Origin of the sequence: Frankia sp. CcI49, from assembly GCF_001983215.1 — a bacterium.
GTDB lineage: Bacteria > Actinomycetota > Actinomycetes > Frankiales > Frankiaceae > Parafrankia > Parafrankia irregularis.
This window is the reverse complement of record NZ_MOWP01000043.1, coordinates 1-21,880: the sequence shown is the minus strand read 5'-3', so window position 1 is coordinate 21,880 and position 21,880 is coordinate 1. Positions and strand designations below refer to the sequence as shown.

The following is a 21,880-nucleotide window of genomic DNA, read 5'->3' as shown; positions in this document are numbered from 1 at the left end:
CCGTTTTCAGGGTGGGCGCGTTGCCGCCGGGCATCAGCGAGGCTCCCGGTCACCTGAGCGGGTGAGGTGGGTGAACAAGGTGAGCATGTGTTCCATGGCCTCGTCGACGCCTTCCTGGTCGCCGGTGGCGAGGAGGTCCAGGAGGAGCCCGCGGGTGGCGGCGAGTGAGAGGCGGGCCTGGGCACGTGCGGCGGTGGGCTCGAGGCCGTCGCGGGTGAGGAAGTCGGTCATCGGGCCGAGCCAGTCGTCGACGACTCCGTCGAGCAGCGGCTGGGCGTAGGCGCGGCCCTGCAGCGCCTGGGTGTAGATCTCGAAGAAGAGGCGCTCGAACGGCGCCAGCTCCGGCTGGCGCAGCTGTCGCCACATCCGGCGGCCCAGCTCGGCGGCGGACGTCGCCGGAACACGGCGCATCTCGGCGAACGCGGCGCGTTGCTGTTCCTCCATCGCACGTACGACCTCGACGAGGAGGCCGTCGCGGGAGCCGAAGTGGTAGATGAGCATGCGGTGGCTGGTGCCGATCGCGGTGGCCAGCTGCCGCAGGCTCACGTCGCCGATTCCGTGTGCGGTGAGGTGGGCGATGACGTCCCCCAGCAGGCGCTGTCGGGCGCTGTCGGGCGGGCTGTCCGATGGCGGACCTTGCGACGGCATGTACCGGATGGTACATGTACCACGTGGTACAGAAGCCGGGCGGCTGCGTGTCGCCGTCCGTGAGCCTTTGATCGCGTCTCCAGGAGGTATCCCCGATGTACTACGAGACCTCGGTGACCATCGACGCCGCCCCCGACGAGGTCTGGGCCGTGATGCGGGACGTCGAGCGCTGGCCCACCTGGACTCCGACGATGACCGCCGTCGAAGCCGTCGACGCCCCGGGCGGCGAGCTACGCGAAGGCGGAAAGGTGCGCATCCAGCAGCCCAGGCTGCCGGTGGCGACGTGGACCGTGACCGATCTGCTCCCGGGCGCGGGCTTCACCTGGACCTCCCGCACGACCGGAATGATCACCGTCGCCGACCACCGCATCACGTCCGACCCGAACGACGGCCCGGTCACGGTGCGGCTGAGCCTGCGCCAGAGCGGGCCGCTGGCGCCGGTGGTGGCCCTGCTCATGGGGCGGYTGGTGCGCCGCTACGTCGACACCGAGGCCCAGGGCCTGCGCACCCGCTGCGAGGAACGAACCGGCGCAGACCGAAGCGAAGCCTGATGCGTGCCGTTCACACGGGAGAGGACGCCGAGGAGTCGTAAAGCTCTTGTTGTTCTGGTCGTGGAATGTCTCGCAGCCGGGCGGCGAGGGCTCGCCCTGCGGGTGTCAGGAAAACCTGGTTCTGGCCCGTGCTGAGGTCGCGTGTGTCGTCGAGCAGGCCACGCATCTCCAGCTCGTGAAGGGCCTCGAAGAGCTCCAGCTGCCGGGCCCGCCAGACCCGATGCGCCCGGTTGCGGCCGTCCCCGACCGGTGGCGGAGGAGACAACGCGGCTCGGAGGTCGGTGGTGTCGACGCTGCCTGAACCGGCAACCAGGCGAAGTATCTCGATGTACGTCTCGTTCAGCGGCTCGGACGGCTCGGACGGCTCGGGTGGCGTGCTTGGTTCGGCCGGTTCCGGTTCCGGCTCCGGCTCCGGGTTTGGGTTTGGGTTTGGTTCCACGTTTGCTTCCACGTCGACGTCGCCTGGTGGCCGTGGCGTGGCGCGGGTGCGCAGCGTGGAGCTGGGCCTGGTCGCGAGCCAGCTCTCGAAGGTGCTGCGGCGCCATCGTGGCTGGCTGGGCACCGAGGCGTCGTCGGGGGCCGGCAGCTGTCTCAGTCGGCGGTACCTGCGAAGGGTGGCCGGGGTGACCCCGGCCCGCTGGGCCATCTCCTGGTAGCCGACCAGCGGATCCTCCGCCGACCCGGCGGGGCGGGTCTGCGCGGATTGTGTCGAGGCGTCGATCATGGCGGTCAACGTACCGGGTAATCCTGCGATATTTGCTGTGAAGCAAGTGGCCTTCATGGGTCTCGTCAGGTCTCGCGGTCGGCCGGCCGGATCGTTAGCGTGCACCGCGTGGACCTGAGCGAACAGTGGACCTGAATGAACAGGAGTGCCGCCGCCGGCTCGCGGCGGCGCGGGTCGCTCGCCTCGCGACCGTCGGAGCCGACGGCGCACCCCACCTGGTTCCGGTGACCTTCGCGCTGGCCGGCGATCAGGTCGTGACCGCTGTGGACCACAAACCGAAACGCACGGCGGCGCTGCGGCGACTGGCGAACATCGCCGCCAACCCGCGGGTCAGCCTCCTCGTTGATCAGTACACCGACAACTGGCCCGGCCTGTGGTGGGTCCGGGCCGATGGCCAGGCCCGCGTCGTCGACACGCCGGGCGGCGAGAGATCGGCGGCGATCCGGTGCCTGACGGCGAAGTACGACCAGTACCGGGCCGCCGTTCCAGCCGGCCCGGTGATCCTCGTCCAGGTCGAACGGTGGCGGGGATGGGCGTACGCCGACCGAGGAGTGAGCCGCGCCGCGGATCCGGCCGCTCCGACGGATGCCGTTCCAGACCGCCCCGCCCAGGTTCAGATAGGGGTCATCGGCCCCGGAGCCGGCGAGGCGACGCCGGCCCAGTACCAGCTTGCGCGCCAGGTGGGAAATCTGTTGGCGCACACCGGCGCGCGGGTGGTCTGCGGCGGCCGCGGAGGTGTCATGGAGGGCGTCGCGCTCGGCGTCCAGGAGGCAGGCGGCCTCTGCGTCGGCATTCTGCCCGGCCACGACCGGGCCGCCGCCAACCGGTACCTCGGTGCGGTGATCTGCAGCGGCGTCGGCGAGAAGCGGAACGAGATGGTCGTGGAATCGTCCGACGCCCTCGTGGTGATCGGCAGCAACGCGGGCACGGTCATCGAGATCCTGCTGGCGAAGAAGAACGGCGTGCCGGCCTTCGGCCTCGACTGCGCCCCTGTTTCCACCGGCGGAAGGCGACTTGACGCGGTCGTCATCGTCGACGACCCGGCGGAGGCCGTCACCCGAGCGGTCGAGACAGCCCGAGCCAGAGCCCACGCGCACCTTCACCCGGAGTGACCCCGACGGTGCATCGCATGCGTTCTTCGGACATGTCGGTTCCGCCGATGCGGTGAGGTCGCGGTCCCGCCCTGCGACTGAGAGCATGCGGGAAGTCGCGTCGCGTCAGCGTTGTGAAGGGTGGGCCTGTGGCGGTCAATACGGCGGCGGGCCGTGCGGTACCTGGTGTGGTGCCCGGCCACGCGGACGTCATCTTCTTCGGCGGGCCGATCGTCACCGTCGCGGACACCCCGGTGAACGCGGGTTCACCGGAGGCGGTGGTGGTGAAGGCGGGCCGGATCGTGTTCGTCGGCGACCGCTCCCGGGCGCTGGCGGACTGGCGGGGCGCGGATACCCAGCTGCGCGATCTTCGCGGCCGGGCGTTGCTGCCGGGCTTCATCGACGCACATGGTCACCTGACCGGTACCGGTTTCCAGGCGTCCGTCGCCAACCTGCTCGCCGAACCCGACGGGAATGTCACCACCATCGCGTCACTACGGGAGGCGCTGGCGGAGTTCGCGGTGAGCGAGGTGGGCCGGCGCTCCGAATGGATCATCGGTTTCGGATACGACGACTCGATGCTCGCCGAGACGAGGCATCCGACCCGTGACGAGCTGGACCTGGTGTCCACCGACCGGCCGGTCCTCGCCATTCATCAGTCGTTCCATCTGGGTGCGGTCAACAGCCGTGGGCTTGAGCTTCTCGGGTACGGCGCCGGCACGCCGAACCCGGCCGGCGGGGTGATCCGACGCCAAGACGCGGCGCCGCAGTACGGGACACCCGACGGTGTTCTGGAGGAGAACGCGTTCAACCCGGCCGCGGCCAGGGCGATCGCGGGCATGCACGCCGACGACCAGGCCCAGTTCCTGCCCAGGGGGCTGCGGAAGGCCGCGAGTTTCGGTTTCACCACCGTGCAGGAGGGGGCCGCCACGCTCGACCAGCTGGCCGCTATGCGCAAGGCCGCGACGGAGTTCCCCGCCGGGCTTCCCATCGACCTGGTCGTGTACGTCAAGGCGGACGAAGCCGTGCAGGATCCGGATCGGCTCCAGGAAGCCCAGGAATACAGTGCAGGCCTGCGGGCAGCGGGAATCAAGATGTTCCTGGACGGTTCGCCGCAGGGCCGCACCGCCTGGCTGACCAGGCCCTACCTCACTCCACCGCCCGGCACCGGCGCCGACTACGCCGGTTACCCCGTCATCACCGACGACGTGGCCGAGCGGCAGGTGCGGGCCGGTTTCGAGCGGGGCTGGCAGGTCCTCGCGCACGTCAACGGGGACGCGGCCATCGACCAGTTCATCACCGCCATACGGAATGCCACCGCGGCTCTGGGACCCGCCGACCGCAGGACGGTCGCGATCCACTCCCAGACCGCCCGGGCGGACCAGCTCGACGCGTTCGCGGAGCTCGGGATCATCCCGTCCTTCTTCTCCATGCACACCTACTACTGGGGCGACTGGTACCGCAGCACCGTGCTCGGTGAGCAACGCGCGGAGAACATCTCCCCGGCCAGGTGGGCGCTGGACCGTCAGTTGCTCTACACCAGCCACCACGACGCACCGGTCGCGTTGCCGAACTCGATCGCGATCCTGGCCAGCCAGGTCACCAGGGTCACCCGCTCGAACCACACCCTCGGCGCCCACCAGTGCGTGTCCGCCCTCGACGCGGTGAAGGCGATCACCATCAACGCCGCGCACCAGTACTCCGAACGGGACACCAAAGGCAGCATCGAGGTAGGCAAGGTGGCTGACCTCGTCATCCTCGACCGCAACCCCCTCACGGTGCCCGCGGAGGCCATCCGGGACCTCACGGTGGAGGAGACCATCAAAGCCGGGACCACCGTCTACGACAGCCACCGCGACGGGAACGCCCCGGACTGATCCGCCCACCGAAAGCTGGTGGTGCGCCGGCGTTCTGTCGGGCCGTGACGATGCCGCCGCGGGTCGGGATCCCAGCGCAGCAGTCTGTGGCCATCGGTCGGATGTGATCGGGATTGTGCCGAGGCCCGCTAGGATCGGACGCGTTGCGTGACGGTCCTTGGGGGGCGGAGTGGCGTACGAGGGCAGTTTTCCTCGATGCGAGGCCGGGGCCGGGGCCGCCTCGTGATTGAGGACAAGGCCCAGATCGCGGCGGCGTTACCGGGATACGAGATCGGGGGCCGGCTGGGGCGGGGTGCGTTCGGGCTGGTGCTGGCCGGGCGGCATCGCGAGCTGGGCCGCGAGGTGGCGATCAAGATTCTGCCCGCGGACCAGGGCGGCGTCGCCGGGCGTAGCTGGAGCGAGGCCCGGGTGCTGGCCTCGTTGGATCATCCACACATCATCCGGGTCTATGACGCCCTCACCGTTGGTGATCTTCATCTGCTGGTGATGGAGCTGCTGGCCGGTGGCCCGCTGACCACCCGCGAATACGACATGACGGTCGAGGCGGGCTGCGCGGTGGGGCTGGCGGTGGCGTCCGCCCTTTCCTACGCCCATGGGCGTGGGGTGCTGCACCGCGACATCAAGCCGTCGAACGTTCTCTTCGACGCGGCCGGCCGGCCCAAGGTGGCCGACTTCGGCATCGCCAAGATCGCGCAGGGGACGGTGACCACCGCGAGCGCGGTGAGCGGCACCCCTCGCTACATGGCTCCGGAGCAGATCCTCGGCGGCCAGCTCGGGGCGGCGACCGATCTCTACGCGCTCGGCATCATGCTCTACGAGTTGCTGGGGGACGATCCGCCCTTCGACCCGGCGCTGCCCGCCGCGGGGTTCATCCATCACCACCTCAACGTCATGCCCGCCCCGCCGGCGGGTGTGGCGGAACCGATCGCCGAGGTGGTGATGCGCTGCCTGGCGAAGGATCCGGCCGACAGGCATCCATCGGCGCACGCCTTCGCCCTGGACCTGGCCGCGGCGGCCGCCGCCGTGTGCGGCCCGGGCTGGTCCGACCGCGCCGGCATCGGACTCAGCATTGACGACGCTGTCCGAGCCGCGGCCGAAGCGCCCGCCACCCGGGTACTGGCGCCGCACATCCCGGACGCTGTCGAACCACAGCCGGACAGCACCTCGGACCTCCCCACCCAGCGGGCTGCCCACCCGTCCACCTCGGACGTCGCATCAAACTCGGACAGCGCATCAGACTCGGACGGGGTCCCGGACTCGGACGGGGCAACACGTGAAGCACGGACCTGGCGCCCCGGTCGATCCCTGCCCCGGCGGTTCCGCCTGCCCGCTGCCGCCGCGGCGGCCCTGCTCGCCATCGTCGGTGTCGTCCTCGCCCTGACCCTTCCCTCGGGCAAGGATCCCGCCGCACTCACGGTCGGAGATTCCACCGCCTCCGGTGCGTCGGCCGGCACACCCACCTCGACGACGCCCACGGCGTCGAGGCGATCGACGGCTTCCCAGGGGCCGACGGTGAACCCCGGGCCCATCGCCCCTCTCAACCCCCGCCCGGTGAGCTCCGCGCTCACCGGGCATACCAACGTCGTGTCCTCGGTGGCGTTGTCGCCGGATGGCCGCACCATGGCCAGCGCCAGCTGGGACAGCACGGTGCGGCTGTGGGACGTCACCGACCGGAGCGCGCCCCGCCCGCTGGGCTCTCCGCTCACCGGTCACACCGGCTACGTGTTCTCGGTGGATTTCTCGCCGGATGGCCGCACTCTGGCCAGCGCCGGTTGGGACAGCACGGTGCGGCTGTGGGACGTCTCCGACCGAGATGCGCCCCGTCCCCTGGGCGCCCCGCTCACCGGCCATGCCGAAGGGCTGTATTCGGTGGCGTTCTCGCCGGATGGGCGGACTCTCGCCAGCGCCAGTGACGACAACACGGTGCGGCTGTGGGACGTGACCGACGTGGCCGCGCCCCGGTTGCTGGAATCCGCGCTGACCGGCCACACGGACTACGTGTTCTCGGTGGCGTTCTCGCCGGACGGGCGGACCATCGCCACCGCCAGCGGCGACTACACGGTGCGGCTGTGGGACGTCACCGACCGGAACGCGCCTCGTTCGCTGGGTCCGGCGCTCACCGGCCACACCAACCCCGTGCGGTCGGTGGCGTTCTCGCCGGACGGGCATGTCCTGGCCAGTGCCAGCGACGACAAGACGGTGCGGCTGTGGGATGTGACCGACGTGAGTGCGCCCCGGCCGCTCGGGGCACCACTCACCGGTCATACCGAATATGTGTTCTCCGTGGCGTTCTCGCCGGATGGGCGAACCCTCGCCAGCGCCAGTGGCGACTTCACGGTGCGGCTGTGGGATGTCACAGAACCGGGGGTGCCTGTCCCCGTGGCGTCTCCGCTCACGAATCACGCCAGCTACGTCTACTCGGTGGCGTTCGCGCCGGATGGACGGACGATTGCCAGCGGCAGCGGCGACTTCACAGTGCGGCTCTGGGGCCTGAACTGACCGGGCCACCTCGGCGGCCAACGTGGTGGCCGCCCGCCCGGTCCGTCAGGTCGCCGGACTGTAGGAGCGGAGGCGGTGGCAGGGGAGGCGGCCTCTGCCGGAGCAGATTGTGCTGATTCGTCTTCGTCGGTGATCAGTGAATGCCTCGTCCGGTTCAGCGGAACCGGCGGCGCTCRCTCGCGTGTAGTCAGCCGGGCCGTCTTGTCGAGGGCGGGTTCCTCCGGGAAGGTGTCGAGTTTCTGGACGCCGGTGTGAGGCTCGTGCGGCTGCCAGGTTCCCTGTCCGGTGGGGCGACACGAAGGGTTCCTCGTTCCGGCGCTGGACGTCCTCGGCTAGCGCATGATCAACCCGCCGGACACGCCGGAAGGCGACATAGCCCCACATTTGGCCCACCTCGTCTTCGGCGCCGTGGCCGTGTAGGAACAGTGGGCGCTCGGCACACCGTGAAGCTGCCGTCGGGACACCTGCGGGCTAAATACGCTGGCCGTGTTCCTTCGCGGTGGTTGCCAACGCGTGCGGCAGTGTGTTTGCATGACGGCTACCCAGACTGTGCCGCTGGCCGGGCCCTAGTAGCGACGGAGCGTCGCGAGGGGGCAAGTCCGGCTGGCGGCGCACTGGCACGGTTAGCATGCTGGGCCGCCTGGATCTCCATCCAGCGCATAGAGGTAGCCATCGTCGCTGCCGATTACCAGGAGCGATCCGGCCGAAACGGGGGTGGAGTTCACAGCCCCACCGGTTTCGTGGCGCCAGAGTGAGTGGCCGTCACGAGCGTCGAGCGCATACAGAAAGCCGTCGCGAGCGCCTACGTAGACGACTGTTCCTCGTACCACGGGGGACGCCTTGATCGCGCTACCTACCTCGTAGGTCCAGCGTGACGCGCCGCTCTTCCTGTCCAATGCGTAGACGACACCGTCGTAGGACCCGAAGACCACGAGCTCACCGAAGACTGTAGGGGTTCCTTTGATCTGACCGCCAGCCGGGTAGTACCAATCGAGTCTGCCGGTAGCCCGGTCGAGTCGGTGCAGCCGGTGGTCGTAGCCACCGATGAACAGGCTGTCCTCATGGATTTCCGGTGGCGCGTCAAACCATTTACGGGCTCGGTACGCCCAAAGCTCCGCACCGTCGGCGGACCACGCTCGGACGTGGCAATCGTGCCCGCCGAAGTAGAGCGCTCGCCCATCCGTTGCTATCGGGCCATGTACTGGCTGGCTGAGTTCCTTCCGCCATCGCTGGATGCCGGAATGGAAGTCGAGCGTCGTCACACAGCCGTCCGCAGTAGGGACGACCACGGTTTTCCCTGCGACAGTAGGTGCCGCAGTGGGTATCGCCGGGAGATCAGCCTGCCAATGTGTCTCACCGGTTGTGACGTCGAGCGACCACAGACGACTGTCGCCGCCAGCGACCAGCGCGCTCTCGCCACTGATCGTGGGTGCGGATCCGCGGAGCACGGGGAAGTCGCGACGCCACCGAGGCTGGCCGCCGGACGAATCGAGCGCGACCACTTGGTCGACGTTCCCGGTGACCACTAGATACGGCGTCGCGTCCGCCGGTGCCGGTGTGCCACCCAGGTAGAACCGCCACGGCTCTGGCAGCCGACCGTCATCCGCAGGCGGGTTCTGCCGGCCATGACCCGTCTCGGCATGGCTGCCCTCGGGGCGACGCCGTTGGCGTTGTCGCGTCCGGGTCTGCTCGACTGTGTCGAGCGCCTGACGAGCGTCCTGGCGTTCGGCGGGTGCAGGTGCCTGTTCCGCGGAAGCGTCACGCAGCGCGCCGAGTGGAGATGCCCCCACGGTGACCCGTGGCGGCGACGGGGGGGAAACGGACTCGGCGACTGGTGGCGTCGTTCGCGGGGGAACTGGGAACTCCGGGGCTGTGGCAGGCTTGGCCCGGCCAGCCAAACTATGGCCTATCTGTTCGAGCAGGTAGACCCTGGCCGACTCCGCCGGCAGACCGAACAAGTCGAATCCGACCAGGGTGCGTAGCAGCCCTGGCCGGTCACAGTCCTCAAGTCGCACTGGGAGTAGCTTGCGTGCGAAGCCTTCCGGGTCTTCTGCCCGTACGGCCCGCCATTCCTGACCGCCGTAGACGGAACGTAGGTAGGCCGCCGACAGCAACGCCACCATCCGCCCAGCGTGCCTCACTCCCTGCTCCATGCTGGACATCCAGTCCGAACCCGGCACGAAGTCCCACGCCTGGATCAGGACCCGGTAGCCGGCGTCCTCCAGCTGCCAGGCCACCCACTCCGCCCACTGCCGGTCCACGGCCGTGTAGGAGATGAAGAAATCCCACGTCTGCGGCCTGCCCGCAGCCCCCGCATCCGGCACAACCCCAATCCTGGCACCGACACCTCCCTACTGGTAGGCCCCGCCCCTTCCAAACCGGGACCGCCGACAGGAGCGGGCTCTGGACGCACCCACCGTCCCACCCCGCATAGCACCGCGGGAACGCCCCGGGTCGACGGGACCGGCGGAACTGTGCAGTAGTTAGGCCGTCATGTGAGCCAGGTAGGTGGCGAAGGGTTCCAGGCCGGCCGCGGCACGGCGGGCGTCGAGATGTTCCGGGTCGGCGATGGGACGAGGGCCGAGGGCGTCGGTGCCCTGTGGTCCGCGCCAGAACTGGGTCCCGTAGATCTGTGGCTCGTCGCGGGCGCAGAGCACCCGATCGGTCAGGTAGGCGAGGTGCCTGGTGGATGCGTCCCCGGCCACGACCGCGGCCCGCAGCAGCTCCAGGCATTCCGCCTGGAATTCGGGGTCGTGGTCGGCGTGCTGGGCGATCAGCCAGGCGTCGCTCGCTCCGACCGGCCCGACCAGTGTCTCTCCCGGCCAGCCGTGCTCGGCGATGACTGCCCGCAGCCACGCGGTGTTGTCCGCGTCAATCTCTCGCATCCGATCAGCGAGCACCTCACGCTCGGCTGGATCGGCTGCGTCGGTGCCGGCTGCGCCGTCCCGGCCGGCGGGGTCGCTGTGCCGGGTTGAAGTGATGGCCAGCCAGGCGTTCCGCACTTGCTGGTCGGCCTCCGTCCGCCGTGCCAGTTCCTCCCGAAGATCCTCCCGCATGTGCTCATTGTGGGCGAGGCGGGAGGCGGCGGCGGCCCCATCGACTGCGAACGGCCGGGCTGGCTGCCGCCTGCCGCGTCGCACTCGCCGCGGCCTGACACGGTCGGATCGAGGGCGCCGAGCCGCGAAGCTGCTGCTGAGCCCGCAAGCGCACGCCCCGGCGGTCCGCTCTGTCCGTGTTCCGACGGACCGGGCGATCTGACCACCAGGATCTCTACGGTGAACGCTATGGGGATCAGGCACACGTTTCTGGCAGGCGCTGTCGCCACCGTGCTAGGGAGCGGACTGCTCACGGGCTGCGCCGGGCTGGACTCGACATCCGACTCGGACGGCATCGCGGCGTCCGCCGGCCAGCAGGCACTTCCCGCCGGAAGCTGCGGAGGCGCCGTCGAAACGGTGCAGGACGTCGAGGCGATCATCGTCGAGCCCGCGGGCTGCCCCGGCGCGGTGAACACCTACTGGGCCGGCGAGTTGGGCGAGAAGTGGACCCCACCGCGCTACATCTCCTACCGAGACGGGGAGATCCCACCGATCGCCTGCGCGCAGGGCGAATCCGACCCGGCCGCGTTCGCCGACAACGCCCTGTACTGCCCACTCGACGACACCATCGCGTACAGCGTCGACTTCATGACCGAGCTGCACGACACCGGTGGTCCGTCCTACCCGATGTATGTGCTCATGCACGAGCTGGCTCACCGGGCTGCCACTCTCTCCGGCCGCACCGGAGTGGTTTCCCGCGCGGAGGAGAACCAGGCCGACTGCCTTGCCGGCGGCCAGGCCCGCACGGCCGCTGACGCCGACCGGCTCGACCTCGGCGATGCCGTCTCCGGCGTCCTGCTGTTCTTCGGCCTCGGTGACAACCGTGACCGCGGCTGGTTCGACCGCGAGACCGCCACGTCGGAGGGCGCCCACGGCACGTCCCGCCAGCGCGCCCAGGCGTTCACCTTCGGCTATCTACGCGACAACGACACCTGCTTCCGCCTCGGTGAATCACCCACCGGCAGCGTGCTTTTCTGACCGTTGACGGCCTGACGGGTGGAGCATGGCGAGTTCCTGGCTGGTTCAGCCCGTGGCGGCCTCGGTGGCCCTGCGCAGCTGTTCGGCGTCAATGATCTGGCGTGCCAGCTCCTGCTCCGATACATCGACGGCGTCGGGGGTGCCCTCGGCCACGGCACTACGTGCCGGCCGAGTTCCCCACCGCCCGCGCCGTCGAGTTCACAGTGATCTGCCCCGGTCACCTGGGTGATGGGGCTGGCGGCGTGATGCCGGGCCCGCCACGGTGGCAGACGCCCCCTGGATCGGCGCTGCCTGAGCCCGGGGGATACCCTGACCCGCTCTTATTTGAATGAGCGTACGGGGGAAACAGAAATTGACAACGACATGCGGTCTGGCGGCGTGCGGGTGCCGAGGCCTTCTCGCAGGGAAACGAGGCACGCCCGATGGCGGTGTCCTCCGCATGAGTACGCTGGTCCGTCGCGGCCGGCCCGCTCGCCGCGGAAGTGAGGCCGAGCTGTGACGACGCTTCTCGCGTTCCTGGTGTTCTTCGCCCTGATCGGCTTCGTGGTGGGCCTGATCGCGTTCGCCCGGCGGGGACTCGCCTGGGCGCGGATCCGTGACCGCCGGACGGCCGCGGGCGTGACGGCCGTCGCCCTGCTCGTCTTCCTGGTGAGTGCTGCCCTGATGCCCACCGAGGAGGCGGACGAGAGTGACGGAGCTGTGGTCGCGGCCTCCGCGGTAGTGGGGCGGCCCAGCCCGCCCGCCACGACGTCCCCGAGCGCCGGTGGCACCCTCACGGCGACAGCCACGTCGGTCAGCCCGACGGCAGCCGTCGCGTCGGCGACGTTCGTGCCGCAGGCGCCCGCGAGCACGGCGGCCGGGAGGCCCTCCGCCAGGTCGGTGGCGCCGGCGTCGCCGCCGACCACCTCGACCGCGGCGGCTGTGGTCCAGCCTGCACCGGCTGTCGCGCCGCAGCAGCCAGCGGCGGTCGTCCAGCAGCCGACAGCCGCTGCCGCGCCGCCACAGGCCGCGCCGCCTCCGGCCGCGGCCCCCGCACCGGACCCGCGTGCCGGGTGCGAGTCGTCCTACCCGGAAACCTGCCTACGCAGCGGCATCGGCGACTACGACTGCGCGGGCGGCAAGGGCGACGGCCCGAACTACGTCCGTGGCCCGCTGCGCGTCACCCCGCCCGACCCGTTCGACCTTGACCGCGACGGCGACGGTTACGGCTGCACCAGCTGAGCCTCAGCCGCCGCCCGGTGCCCGCCCAGGCCGACTCCGAATGTCACGATCACGCGGTCTGCGTCGTCAGGTCAGCATGGATGAGATTGTGATCAACGGATCCACGGGTGTCATCGGGCGGCGGCTCGTCCGTGAGCTGCTCACCGCCGGCTACCAGGTCCGGGGGGTGACCCGTTCCGCCCGCGGTCGGGAGCGGCTTGAGCGCGTCGGGGCGCGGGCCGTCGAGGCGGACGTGTTCGACGAGGCGTCGCTGCGCCGTGCGTTCGACGGGGCGGACGTCGTCGTCAACCTGCTGACCCACACTCCCGGTGTTCAACGGATGGCCGATCCGACCGCCTGGGAGGAGAACGATCGGCTGCGTGTCGTGGCGTCGGAGGCGACCGCCCGCGCCGCCCAGGGCGCCGGGGCGCGCAGGCTGGTGCAGGAGTCGATCTCGTTCGTGTACGCCGACGGCGGCGACGGGTGGCTCGACGAGGACGCGCCGGTCGCCGGTGGTGGCCCGACGACGTCCGCGCTGACGGCCGAGCGCAACGCACGTGAGTTCTTCGAAGGCGACACCGTCGTGCTCCGCTCGCGCACGCCGCGAGACCTACGTCGGCCCGTGGCTGCCGGAGCCGCTGGGAACGCCGCATCCACGAGGGTCGGCGGCCGACCCGGCCGACCGGGTCTCGCTCGACGAGTCGGTCAGCTACGCGCTGCTGACCGTGCTGGAGCAGCTCTCGCCCGCGGAGCGCACCGCGTTCGTGCTGCATGACGTGTTCGACGTCCCGTTCGGTCAGGTCGCCGAGGTGGTTGGGCGCACACCGGAGGCGGTGCGGCAGCTCGCCTCGCGTGCGCGCCGCCATGTCCGGCGCGAACAGCCGCGTTTCGCCGCGTCGCCCGCCGAGCACGACCGCGCTGTGCGGGCGTTCGCGCAGGCGGTCGGCGAAGGCGACCTCGAGAGCCTCGTCTCCGTGCTGGACCCGGAGGTCGTCTGGACCTCGGACGGTGGCGGGCGTGCGACGGCGCTACGCAAGCCGCTGCACGGCCGGGAGCGGGTCGCGCGGGTGTGGGCGGCGCTCGGCCGGGAGTCCCCGCACCAGCCGGTCGAGATCACGATGAACGGCCAGCTAGGGCTGATGCTCCCCAGCGATGACGGCTATCGCGCGGTGTTGTCGTTCGTCGTCGGCGACGGTCGCATTGCCCGCATCGACACGGTTCGCAACCCGGACAAGCTGCGGCGGGTCTGAGGATACTTCTCTGGGCCTGCCTGGCGGTCGGATATTCGTCGTCAGACCGGAACGCATCGACCGCATGACCTGCTTATGAGAGATCGGTAGATGATCGGCAGACAGGCTCATGTATGTCGGCTCATGTATGCCGCATCGCGGTCTGTTTCGGCGGAGGTTCGGATGCCGAGCGGTTTCTACCTGGCCAGCGACAGCTGTTCCGAGCCGGCGGCGTTCGCGCCGGATGGGCGCCTGTGTGCTTTCGCCTGCGGTGATGGTCGTCTGCGGTCGCGGTTGTGGGACGTGCTGGACGGGACCGAGGCTCGGCAGCTGAGCCGCTCCTTTGCGGACCACACGGACGAGGTGTTCTCGGTGGCGTTCTCGCTGGATGGTCGCACTCTGGCCAGCGCCGGTTGGGATGGCGCGGTGGGCTGTGGAATCTGTGTTCGAAGCGAGCCGTGCCGGCCTGGTAAACCCCTGTGGCACCAACCGGGCGACGGTCGCAGTCGCGAGGGCTGCGTGGGCGCGATGCTCTTCTCGCCGGACGGCGAACATTCCTGCGAGTTCCACAGGGGATATCGCGGTGCAGTTGTGGGATGTTTCCATCCGGATTACCCCGCGCCCGCTCGGCCATGATCGTACCGGCGGCCGTCACGACGAGGCGCTGGCGGTGGCGTTCGCCTCGGACGGGCGCACGGTTGTCCGGGTCAGCGAAAAGAGCCTGCTGTGGATGCGGGAAGATGACTGGCCGCGGCGGCGTCGCCGGGTTGCGAGCCGGCCACCGGGCCGATTTCCTCGAAGGAGATGTTGTTCATCATGTCCGATGGCCTGGAGAACCCGGGTGGTCCACCGGGGCCGTGGCCTCCGCCTCCTCACCCGCCCGCGTCGCCCTTTGCTCCGCCGTCTCCGTCTCCGTCACCGTCTCCGTCTCGGCCGGCCCCGCAGCACCATGGCCGGAGCCAACGGGCCCGGTGATGCCAGGGCCTGCGCCGTCTGGGTTCACCGGGCCCGGACAGGTCTGGCAGCCCCCGCCGCCGGCGTCTGCGCGGACGCACCGCGGACCGGCCGCGCCGTCACCCGGGGGAACGTCGGGCGATTCCAGAGCCGAGGCCACCGCCTGGGTGGCGGCCTCGGTGCCGCTCGTCGGGCTGGTCGCCGCCGTGGTCGTCGGCGTGATGTTCCCGGGCCTCGGCATCGCCACCGCGGTATCGCTGGGACTTCTCGTCGGCTGGGGCTGTGGCGTGCTGGTCGCGGTCATCGACCGCCGGCTCCTGCGGGTGCTCGGGGAGGATCCGGCGCACTGGGCCTGGGCGTTGATCGCGCCCTGGGCGTATCTGTTGGCCCGCGCGCTCCGTCGGCGGCCCGCACCCCGGACGACCTGGGCCGCCCTCGGCCTGTGCGTCGTGCTGACGCTCCTGAGCGCTGCCCTCGCCATGCCGCTGACGAGGAGCGTGTGGTCGTCGACTGCCGTGTTCGACCGGGACCGGGTCCAGCAGGACGTCGCGGCGGAGGTGGAAAGACAGACCGGGATCCCGGTGATCGTGTCGTGCCCGGAGGACCCGCGTCTGTCGGCCGGCTCGAGCTTCCACTGCGCGGTCAGAGGCGACGATCTGGTCGCCGTCGCGGTGGTCACCATGGCGGACGACAGCGGTGGCTACACCTGGATTCTCATGTGATCGCCTACCGCACTTCGCCCAGGTCAGCGACGGTTTTCCGGTCGGATTGACCTTCGTCCGGGCGGCTCGGGCTCATTCGTCGATGCTGTCCGCGGGTGATGTCCGGGTGCGTAACAACGCGCGAACTTGCTTGCGGACGGCGTCGGCCTGTGCCTATCCTCTGGATGCCTTCCTACATGAGGCCCGGGCTGCGCGGTGGGCTGACATGCATGCGATGTGACTGTTCTCGGAACGATTGGAATGTGGACTGGGATGTCCATCCAACTGGTCGGGTCAGGTAACGCGAGGCGGGGGACTGAAAGCAGGTATGGAGCCGCGCGACGGGGATCCACTGCTCGCGGTGGCGTCGCGGGTTTAGGTGGTGCCGCGGGTTGATCCCGCTGTGGGACGTTGCCGGCCGGATCCCTGCCGATGATGTCGCGTTGACCGGCCGTTCTCCGCGGCGGCGTGCGCGCCGATTCGCACGGTACCTTGCCACCCCCTTGCCGCCCCCTTCCGCCGCCGGCCCGGTCATCTGAACGCCGACCGGACGATCGTGTTCTGTTCGGTCGACGGATCCTTGTACCCGGTCTGATTCCGTCGCCGTTTCTCTCCGCCTGAATTCCTGCACCTGGTCGGTGATATCCGCCGCCCGGGGCCTGTCCTCACGCGTCGGACCTTCATCCCGGGAGAATCGTTGGCCGGACAGCACCGTTCCACCTGGCGGGAGACGCTTCTCGGTCTTCCGGAGGTCGAACAGCACCGGGTCCTGCTCGACCTGCTGCGCCGAAACCTGGTCCGCGCTGTCGGCGACGAGGGCGAACGGGTCCCGTTCGACCCCCGTGTTCCGTTCACTCGGCTGGGGCTCGGCGGTGGAAGCACCGCCGGCTTCCGGGACGCGCTGAGCACGGAGCTCGGGCTGCCACTTCCCGCCACGCTGCTGTTCGACCATCCGTCGCCGGAACGTCTCGCGAGCTATCTGCGGGACCGGGTGCTGCGGACATCAGCGCCCGCCGGCGTCGCCGGCGGGTCGTCGCCCGGCGGCGAGGCACGGCCGGATCCGGTGGACGACCCCATCGTGATCGTCTCCATGGCGTGCCGGTTCCCCGGCGGTGTTCGGGGCCCCGAGGACCTGTGGGAGCTGCTTGTCGAGGGGCGTGACGCCGTCGTCGACCTGCCGACCGACCGCGGCTGGGATCTCGCCGCCGGCTACGACCCCGACCCGAGCCGGTCCGGCACCTTCTACACCAGCCAGGGTGGCTTCCTCGACGACGTCGCCGGCTTCGACGCGGCCTTCTTCGGTATCGCGCCCCGGGAGGCGCTGGCGATGGACCCGCAGCAGCGACTGCTGCTGGAGGTCTCGTGGGAGGCGCTCGAGCGGGCCGGCATCGACCCGTTCTCGCTGCGCGGCAGCTCGACAGGAGTGTTCACCGGTATCGCCGTCGCCGACTACAGCCCGCCGTGGCGGGCCGCCCCGGCCGCCGTCGAGGGCCACCTGATGAGCGGAACCCTGCCCAGCGTCGCCTCCGGCCGTGTCGCCTACACCCTCGGCCTGGAAGGGCCGGCGGTGACAGTGGACACGGCGTGCTCGTCCTCGCTGACGGCCCTGCACCTGGCTGCGCAGGCGTTGCGTGCTGGTGAGTGCACGCTGGCCATGGTCGGTGGTGCCACGGTGATGTCCACCACCGACGTGCTGGTGGAGTTCAGCCGCCAGCAGGGCCTGGCACCGGACGGTCGCTGCAAGTCCTTCGCCCAGGCGGCGGACGGCACCGGCTGGGCCGAAGGCGCGGCGGTGGTCGTGCTCGAACGGCAGTCGGACGCCCGCCGCAACGGCCATGCGGTGCTGGCGGTCGTCCGGGGCAGCGCGGTGAACTCCGACGGCGCCTCCAACGGGCTGACGGCGCCCAGCGGGCCGGCCCAGCAACGGGTGATCCGGGCGGCGCTGGCCGGGGCCGCCCTCACTCCGTCCGACGTGGACGCGGTGGAGGCACACGGCACCGGGACCAGGCTCGGTGACCCGATCGAGGCACAGGCGATCATCGCCACGTACGGGCAGGACCGCGCGGCCGACCGGCCGCTGTGGCTGGGCTCGCTCAAGTCGAACATCGGGCATACCGTCGCGGCAGCGGGCCTCGGCGGCGTGATCAAGATGGTGCTGGCGCTGCGACATGGCCTGCTTCCGCGCACGTTGCACGTGGACGCGCCGGCATCCCGCGTCGACTGGTCCGCCGGGCAGGTGCGTCTGCTGACCGAGCCGGTGCCGTGGCCACGGGCCGCCCGGGTGCGCCGGGCYGGTGTCTCGGCGTTCGGGGTCAGCGGCACGAACGCCCACGTCATCGTGGAGGAGGCGCCCCACGTCGCCGATGTCTCCTGCACTGGTGACTCCGTCGCCGATGACTCCCTGGCCGGAGTCTCCCCGGGCGGGGTCTCCGTGGCCGACGACTCGGCGGCCGATGGCGGGCCGGGTCGGCACCTGCCGTGGCTGCTCTCGGCCCGGTCGGAGCCGGCGCTGCGGGAGCAGGCGGCCCGCCTGCTGGCCCGGGTGACCTCCGAGCCCCGACCCGCCCTGGTGGACGTCGGCTGGTCCCTGGTGACCGGCCGCGCCGTACTGGAGCACCGCGCCGCCGTCGTCGCCGCGGACCTCGCCGGCATGCTGCGCGGGCTTGACGCGCTGGCGGCGGGGGAACCGTCCGCGTCGCTGATCCGGGGTGTGACCCGTCCCGCGCGCCACACCGATCGCCTCGCGTTCCTGTTCACCGGCCAGGGCGCCCAGCGGCTCGGCATGGGCCGCGAGCTGTACGGTCGCCACCGGGTGTTCGCCGAGTCCTTCGACGCGATCTGCGCCGCCTTCGGCCAGCATCTGACCCGCCCGCTGCGCGACGTCGTGTTCGGCACCGACCGCGTGCCGCCCGATACGGCGCTGGACCGCACCGAGTACACGCAGCCGGCGCTGTTCGCCCTGGAGGTCGCCCTCGTCGACCTGCTGGGCTCCTGGGGCGTTCGCCCGGACCTTCTGCTGGGCCATTCGATCGGCGAGCTCGCCGCCGCCCACGTCGCCGGGGTGTTCTCCCTGGACGACGCCTGCGCGCTGGTGGCGGCGCGCGGACGGCTGATGCAGGCGATGCCCGGTGGGGGCGCGATGGTGTCGCTGCGCGCGTCCGAGGCGCAGGCGCTCGACCTGATCGCCGTGTGGGGCGGGCTGACCGGCCCCGGCGCGGGCCGGGTGGACGTCGCCGCGGTGAACGGGCCGGAGTCGGTGGTCCTCTCCGGTGATGCCCGGGCCGTCCTGGAGATCGCGCAGCGGTGGCGCGCGGACGGCGGCAAGGCGAGCCGGCTGCACGTGTCGCACGCGTTCCACTCGGCGCATATGGACGGCATGCTGGCCGAGTTCGGTGAGCTCGTCCGTGGTCTGAGCATGCGTCCGCCGGAGATTCCTCTCATCTCCAACCTCACCGGTCAGCTCGCCGACCCGGACGAGCTCAGGTCCGCCGACTACTGGGTCCGCCAGGTCCGGTCCGCGGTGCGTTTCCAGGACGGCGTCGACCGGCTGCACGAACGGGGCGTGCGGACCTTCCTCGAGATCGGCCCGGACGCGGTGCTGACCGGAATGGGCCAGGAGTGCCTGGTGGGCGACGCCGACGCGGTGTTCGTCCCTACGCTGCGGCGGGACGCCGACGAGCACACGGCCCTGGCCCGCGCGCTGGCCCTGCTGGCGGTGAGCGGCGTGGACGTCGACTGGTCGGCGATTTTCGCCGGCACCGGCGCACGCCGGATGGATCTGCCCACCTACCCGTTCCAGCACCGGCGGTTCTGGCTCGGCGACATCCTCTCCGCCCCGGCGCTCCCCGGCGACCTGGCCGGCATGGGGGCCGGCACCAGCAGCGGCGTCGGTGCGGCGGGCGCGCAGGAACGGGCGGGTGAGGCCGGCGAGCGGACCTTCTGGGACGCGGTGGCGCGCGGCGACCTCACCGAGGTGCTGGACATTCCCGCGGACACCCCGTTGCACACTGTGCTGCCCGCGCTCGCGGCCTGGCGGGCGGACCGCCGCGGCCAGGAGGCCGTCGACAGCTGGAGCTACCGGGCGGTGTGGCGGCCGGTGGCGATGCCGCCTGTCGAAGGCACACCAGGCCGGTGGCTGCTGGTGGTCCCTGCGGACGGCGTCGGCGGCATGCCCGCGAACGACATGCCCGCGAACGGCACGTCCACGAACGGAGCGTCCACGAACGGAGCGGTTGTCGACGGCGCGGTCGTGGACGGGTGCGTGCGGGCCATCGAGGTGAGCGGCGGTCAGGTGATCGCGGTGCTCCCGGTAGGGACGGACTCCCACGAGGCTGAGCGCGACTCGACGGCAGCACTGCTGGCCGAGGTGGACACCGGCGGCGGTCCGCTGACCGGGGTGCTCTCGCTGCTCGCCCTGGACGAACGCGACCGGACCGACCATCCGGCCGTCTCCCGGGGCCTCGCGGCCACCCTGACGCTGCTCCAGGCACTCGGCGACGCCGGAATCGACGCGCCGCTGTGGTGTGCGACGCACGCGGCGATGCCAGCCGGCCTGGTCGGTGCCCATCCCGCCGACGGCGAGCCCGCTGACAACGACCCCGCCGCCGCCGAGAACGCGTCCGGTGTGGACGGGCCGTCCGCCACAGGCGACGCCGGTCCCACGGGCGATACCGCTTCCGGCACCGAACCCAGCACGGCTGCTGCCGGGCTCAGCGCGGTCCAGGCGCAGGTGTGGGGCCTGGGGCGGGTCGCCGCGCTGGAGCTGCCGCGCTCGTGGGGCGGCCTGGTGGATCTGCCGCCGGTTGTCGACGGCCCGGCGGCCCGCCGGCTGGCGGCGGTCCTCGTCGGCGCGACCGGCGAGGACCAGGTGGCGATCCGCGACTCGGGAGTCTTCGCGCGGCGGATCGTCCGTACCCGCCCGGACCCGGTCGGCGTCGGCTGGCGGCCCCGCGGCACCGTACTGATCACCGGCGGGACCGGTGCGTTGGGTGCCGCGGTGGCGCGTTGGTGCGCCGACCGGGGTGCCGCCCGACTCGTTCTCACCAGCCGACGGGGCATGGCGGCGCCGGGCGCGTCCGGCCTGGTGACCGACCTCGCCGGCCGGGGCGCCGAGGTGACCGTGGTCGCCTGCGACGCGGCGGACCGGGACGCGCTGGCGGCCGTGCTCGCGGCCGTCCCGGCGACCAGCCCGCTCACGGCGGTCGTCCACGCGGCCGGCGTTGCCGGGCAGTTCACGGGGCTGCCCGACATCGACATCGCCGAGTTCGCCGACGTGGTCACCGGCAAGGTCGCGGGGGCGCGGCACCTCGACGAGCTGCTGGGAGCCCGGGAGCTCGACGCGTTCGTCCTGTTCTCCTCCATCGCGGGCACCTGGGGCAGCGGCGGCCAGTGCGCCTACAGCGCGGCCAACGCCTGCCTCGACGCGGTCGCCGCGCACCGTGCGGCGCGCGGGCTGGCCGCGTCGGCTCTCGCCTGGGGGCCGTGGGCGGAGGGCGGCATGGCTGTCGACCCCGAGATCGCCGGCCACCTGCGGGAACGCGGCCTCCGCCCGCTGCGCCCGGAGCTGGCGGTGGCCGCGCTGGAGCGGGCCGGCGGTGCCGCGGGCGTGCGGACCGTGGCTGATGTCGACTGGGACCGCTTCGCACCGATCTTCACCGCGGCACGCCCGAGCCGGCTGCTGGCCGATCTGCCCGAGGCCGGTGCCGCACTGAGCCCGCGGGGAGCGAACGCGCAGGGAGCGCTCACCCCGTCGACCGCCGGAACGGCGGACACCGGTGGGGAAGCGGACCCGCTGCGCCGTCCGGCCGGGATGTCCGATCCCGACTGGCGCCGGCTGCTGCTCGCCATGGTGCGGGCGGAGACCGCGGCGGTGCTCGGCTACGACGAGGCCGACCAGGTCCCCGCCGACCGGGCGCTGAGCGAGCTCGGCTCGACCTCGCTCACCGCGGTGCAGCTGCGTGCCCGGCTGGCCGATCGGACCGGGCTGGCGCTGCCCACCACGGTGGTCTTCGACCATCCCACCCCGGCCGCGCTCGCCGGATTCCTGGCCGGTGAGCTCACGGGCGTGCGGCCGGCGAGGGAGCCGGTCGCCCCTGGCGGCGGCGCTGATCACACCCCTGGCGGCAGCGGGGATCACGGCGGGGACGCCGCCGCGGATCGTCCGCCGGTCGGTCCCGCGGCTTCTGCGGTGGCCCTGGCCCGGTCGCCGACAGCCTCCCGTACCGGGTCCGGTGACGACCCGATTGCGATCGTGGGTATGGGGTGTCGTTTCCCGGGTGGTGTGTCGTCGCCGGCGGAGTTGTGGGATGTGGTGGTGCGGGGTGGGGATGTGGT

The 21,880-nt window shown here is 71.3% G+C and carries 14 protein-coding genes; 10 read left to right on the top strand and 4 right to left on the bottom strand.

Features of this window, described 5'->3' with window-relative positions; translation table 11 throughout:
- Window positions 1–33 precede the first annotated feature (33 nt).
- Window positions 34–648 carry a TetR family transcriptional regulator gene (locus tag CcI49_RS35540; protein WP_054566456.1) on the bottom strand — a complete coding sequence of 205 codons (615 nt, stop codon included), beginning with the start codon at window positions 646–648 and terminating at the stop codon, window positions 34–36.
- 95 nt (window positions 649–743) lie between these two features.
- Between CcI49_RS35540 and CcI49_RS35535 the strand changes: the two genes are divergently transcribed.
- Window positions 744–1,199, top strand: a complete 456-nt coding sequence (locus CcI49_RS35535) for an SRPBCC family protein (protein WP_076833915.1) — start codon at window positions 744–746, stop codon at window positions 1,197–1,199.
- 10 nt (window positions 1,200–1,209) lie between these two features.
- Here CcI49_RS35535 and CcI49_RS42880 read toward each other — a convergent pair whose 3' ends face one another.
- Window positions 1,210–1,932, bottom strand: a complete 723-nt coding sequence (locus CcI49_RS42880; protein WP_198955734.1) for a hypothetical protein — start codon at window positions 1,930–1,932, stop codon at window positions 1,210–1,212.
- A gap of 116 nt (window positions 1,933–2,048) precedes the next feature.
- Here CcI49_RS42880 and CcI49_RS35525 point away from each other — a divergent pair, with 116 nt between their 5' ends.
- From CcI49_RS35525 to CcI49_RS35515, 3 genes are all read left to right on the top strand, one after another.
- Entirely contained in the window at window positions 2,049–3,035 is a 987-nt protein-coding gene (locus CcI49_RS35525) for a TIGR03668 family PPOX class F420-dependent oxidoreductase (RefSeq protein WP_063793049.1), read from the top strand.
- 128 nt (window positions 3,036–3,163) lie between these two features.
- A complete protein-coding gene (locus CcI49_RS35520; RefSeq protein ID WP_158230868.1) occupies window positions 3,164–4,891 on the top strand; it encodes an amidohydrolase in 1,728 nt (575 codons plus the stop codon).
- A gap of 222 nt (window positions 4,892–5,113) precedes the next feature.
- Window positions 5,114–7,390, top strand: a complete 2,277-nt coding sequence (locus CcI49_RS35515) for a serine/threonine-protein kinase (RefSeq protein ID WP_241840446.1) — start codon at window positions 5,114–5,116, stop codon at window positions 7,388–7,390.
- Between the two features lie 623 nt (window positions 7,391–8,013).
- Here CcI49_RS35515 and CcI49_RS43870 read toward each other — a convergent pair.
- The gene (locus CcI49_RS43870) at window positions 8,014–9,714 is read right to left on the bottom strand and encodes a toll/interleukin-1 receptor domain-containing protein (RefSeq protein WP_076833906.1); all 1,701 of its coding nucleotides are present in this window, start codon (window positions 9,712–9,714) and stop codon (window positions 8,014–8,016) included.
- A gap of 159 nt (window positions 9,715–9,873) precedes the next feature.
- Window positions 9,874–10,446, bottom strand: coding sequence for a DUF6624 domain-containing protein (locus CcI49_RS35505; RefSeq protein WP_054566459.1), 573 nt, complete (start codon window positions 10,444–10,446; stop codon window positions 9,874–9,876).
- A gap of 228 nt (window positions 10,447–10,674) precedes the next feature.
- Between CcI49_RS35505 and CcI49_RS35500 the strand changes: the two genes are divergently transcribed.
- The 6 genes from CcI49_RS35500 to CcI49_RS42325 form a co-directional block, all read left to right on the top strand.
- Window positions 10,675–11,463, top strand: coding sequence for a neutral zinc metallopeptidase (locus CcI49_RS35500; protein ID WP_054566460.1), 789 nt, complete (start codon window positions 10,675–10,677; stop codon window positions 11,461–11,463).
- A 495-nt stretch (window positions 11,464–11,958) separates the two neighbouring features.
- Window positions 11,959–12,684 carry a hypothetical protein gene (locus CcI49_RS35495; protein ID WP_076833904.1) on the top strand — a complete coding sequence of 242 codons (726 nt, stop codon included), beginning with the start codon at window positions 11,959–11,961 and terminating at the stop codon, window positions 12,682–12,684.
- Window positions 12,685–12,760: 76 nt separating this feature from the next.
- Entirely contained in the window at window positions 12,761–13,438 is a 678-nt protein-coding gene (locus CcI49_RS35490; RefSeq protein WP_083749911.1) for an NAD(P)H-binding protein, read from the top strand.
- On the top strand, window positions 13,389–13,913 hold the full coding sequence (locus CcI49_RS35485; RefSeq protein ID WP_158230867.1) for a sigma factor-like helix-turn-helix DNA-binding protein: 525 nt from the start codon (window positions 13,389–13,391) through the stop codon (window positions 13,911–13,913). The genes CcI49_RS35490 and CcI49_RS35485 overlap by 50 nt, the downstream gene beginning before the upstream one ends.
- Before the next feature lie 1,112 nt (window positions 13,914–15,025).
- On the top strand, window positions 15,026–15,568 hold the full coding sequence (locus tag CcI49_RS35475; protein WP_235497869.1) for a DUF4333 domain-containing protein: 543 nt from the start codon (window positions 15,026–15,028) through the stop codon (window positions 15,566–15,568).
- Window positions 15,569–16,244: 676 nt separating this feature from the next.
- A partial coding sequence (locus tag CcI49_RS42325; RefSeq protein WP_158230865.1) for a type I polyketide synthase occupies window positions 16,245–21,880 on the top strand: 5,636 nt, incomplete at its 3' end.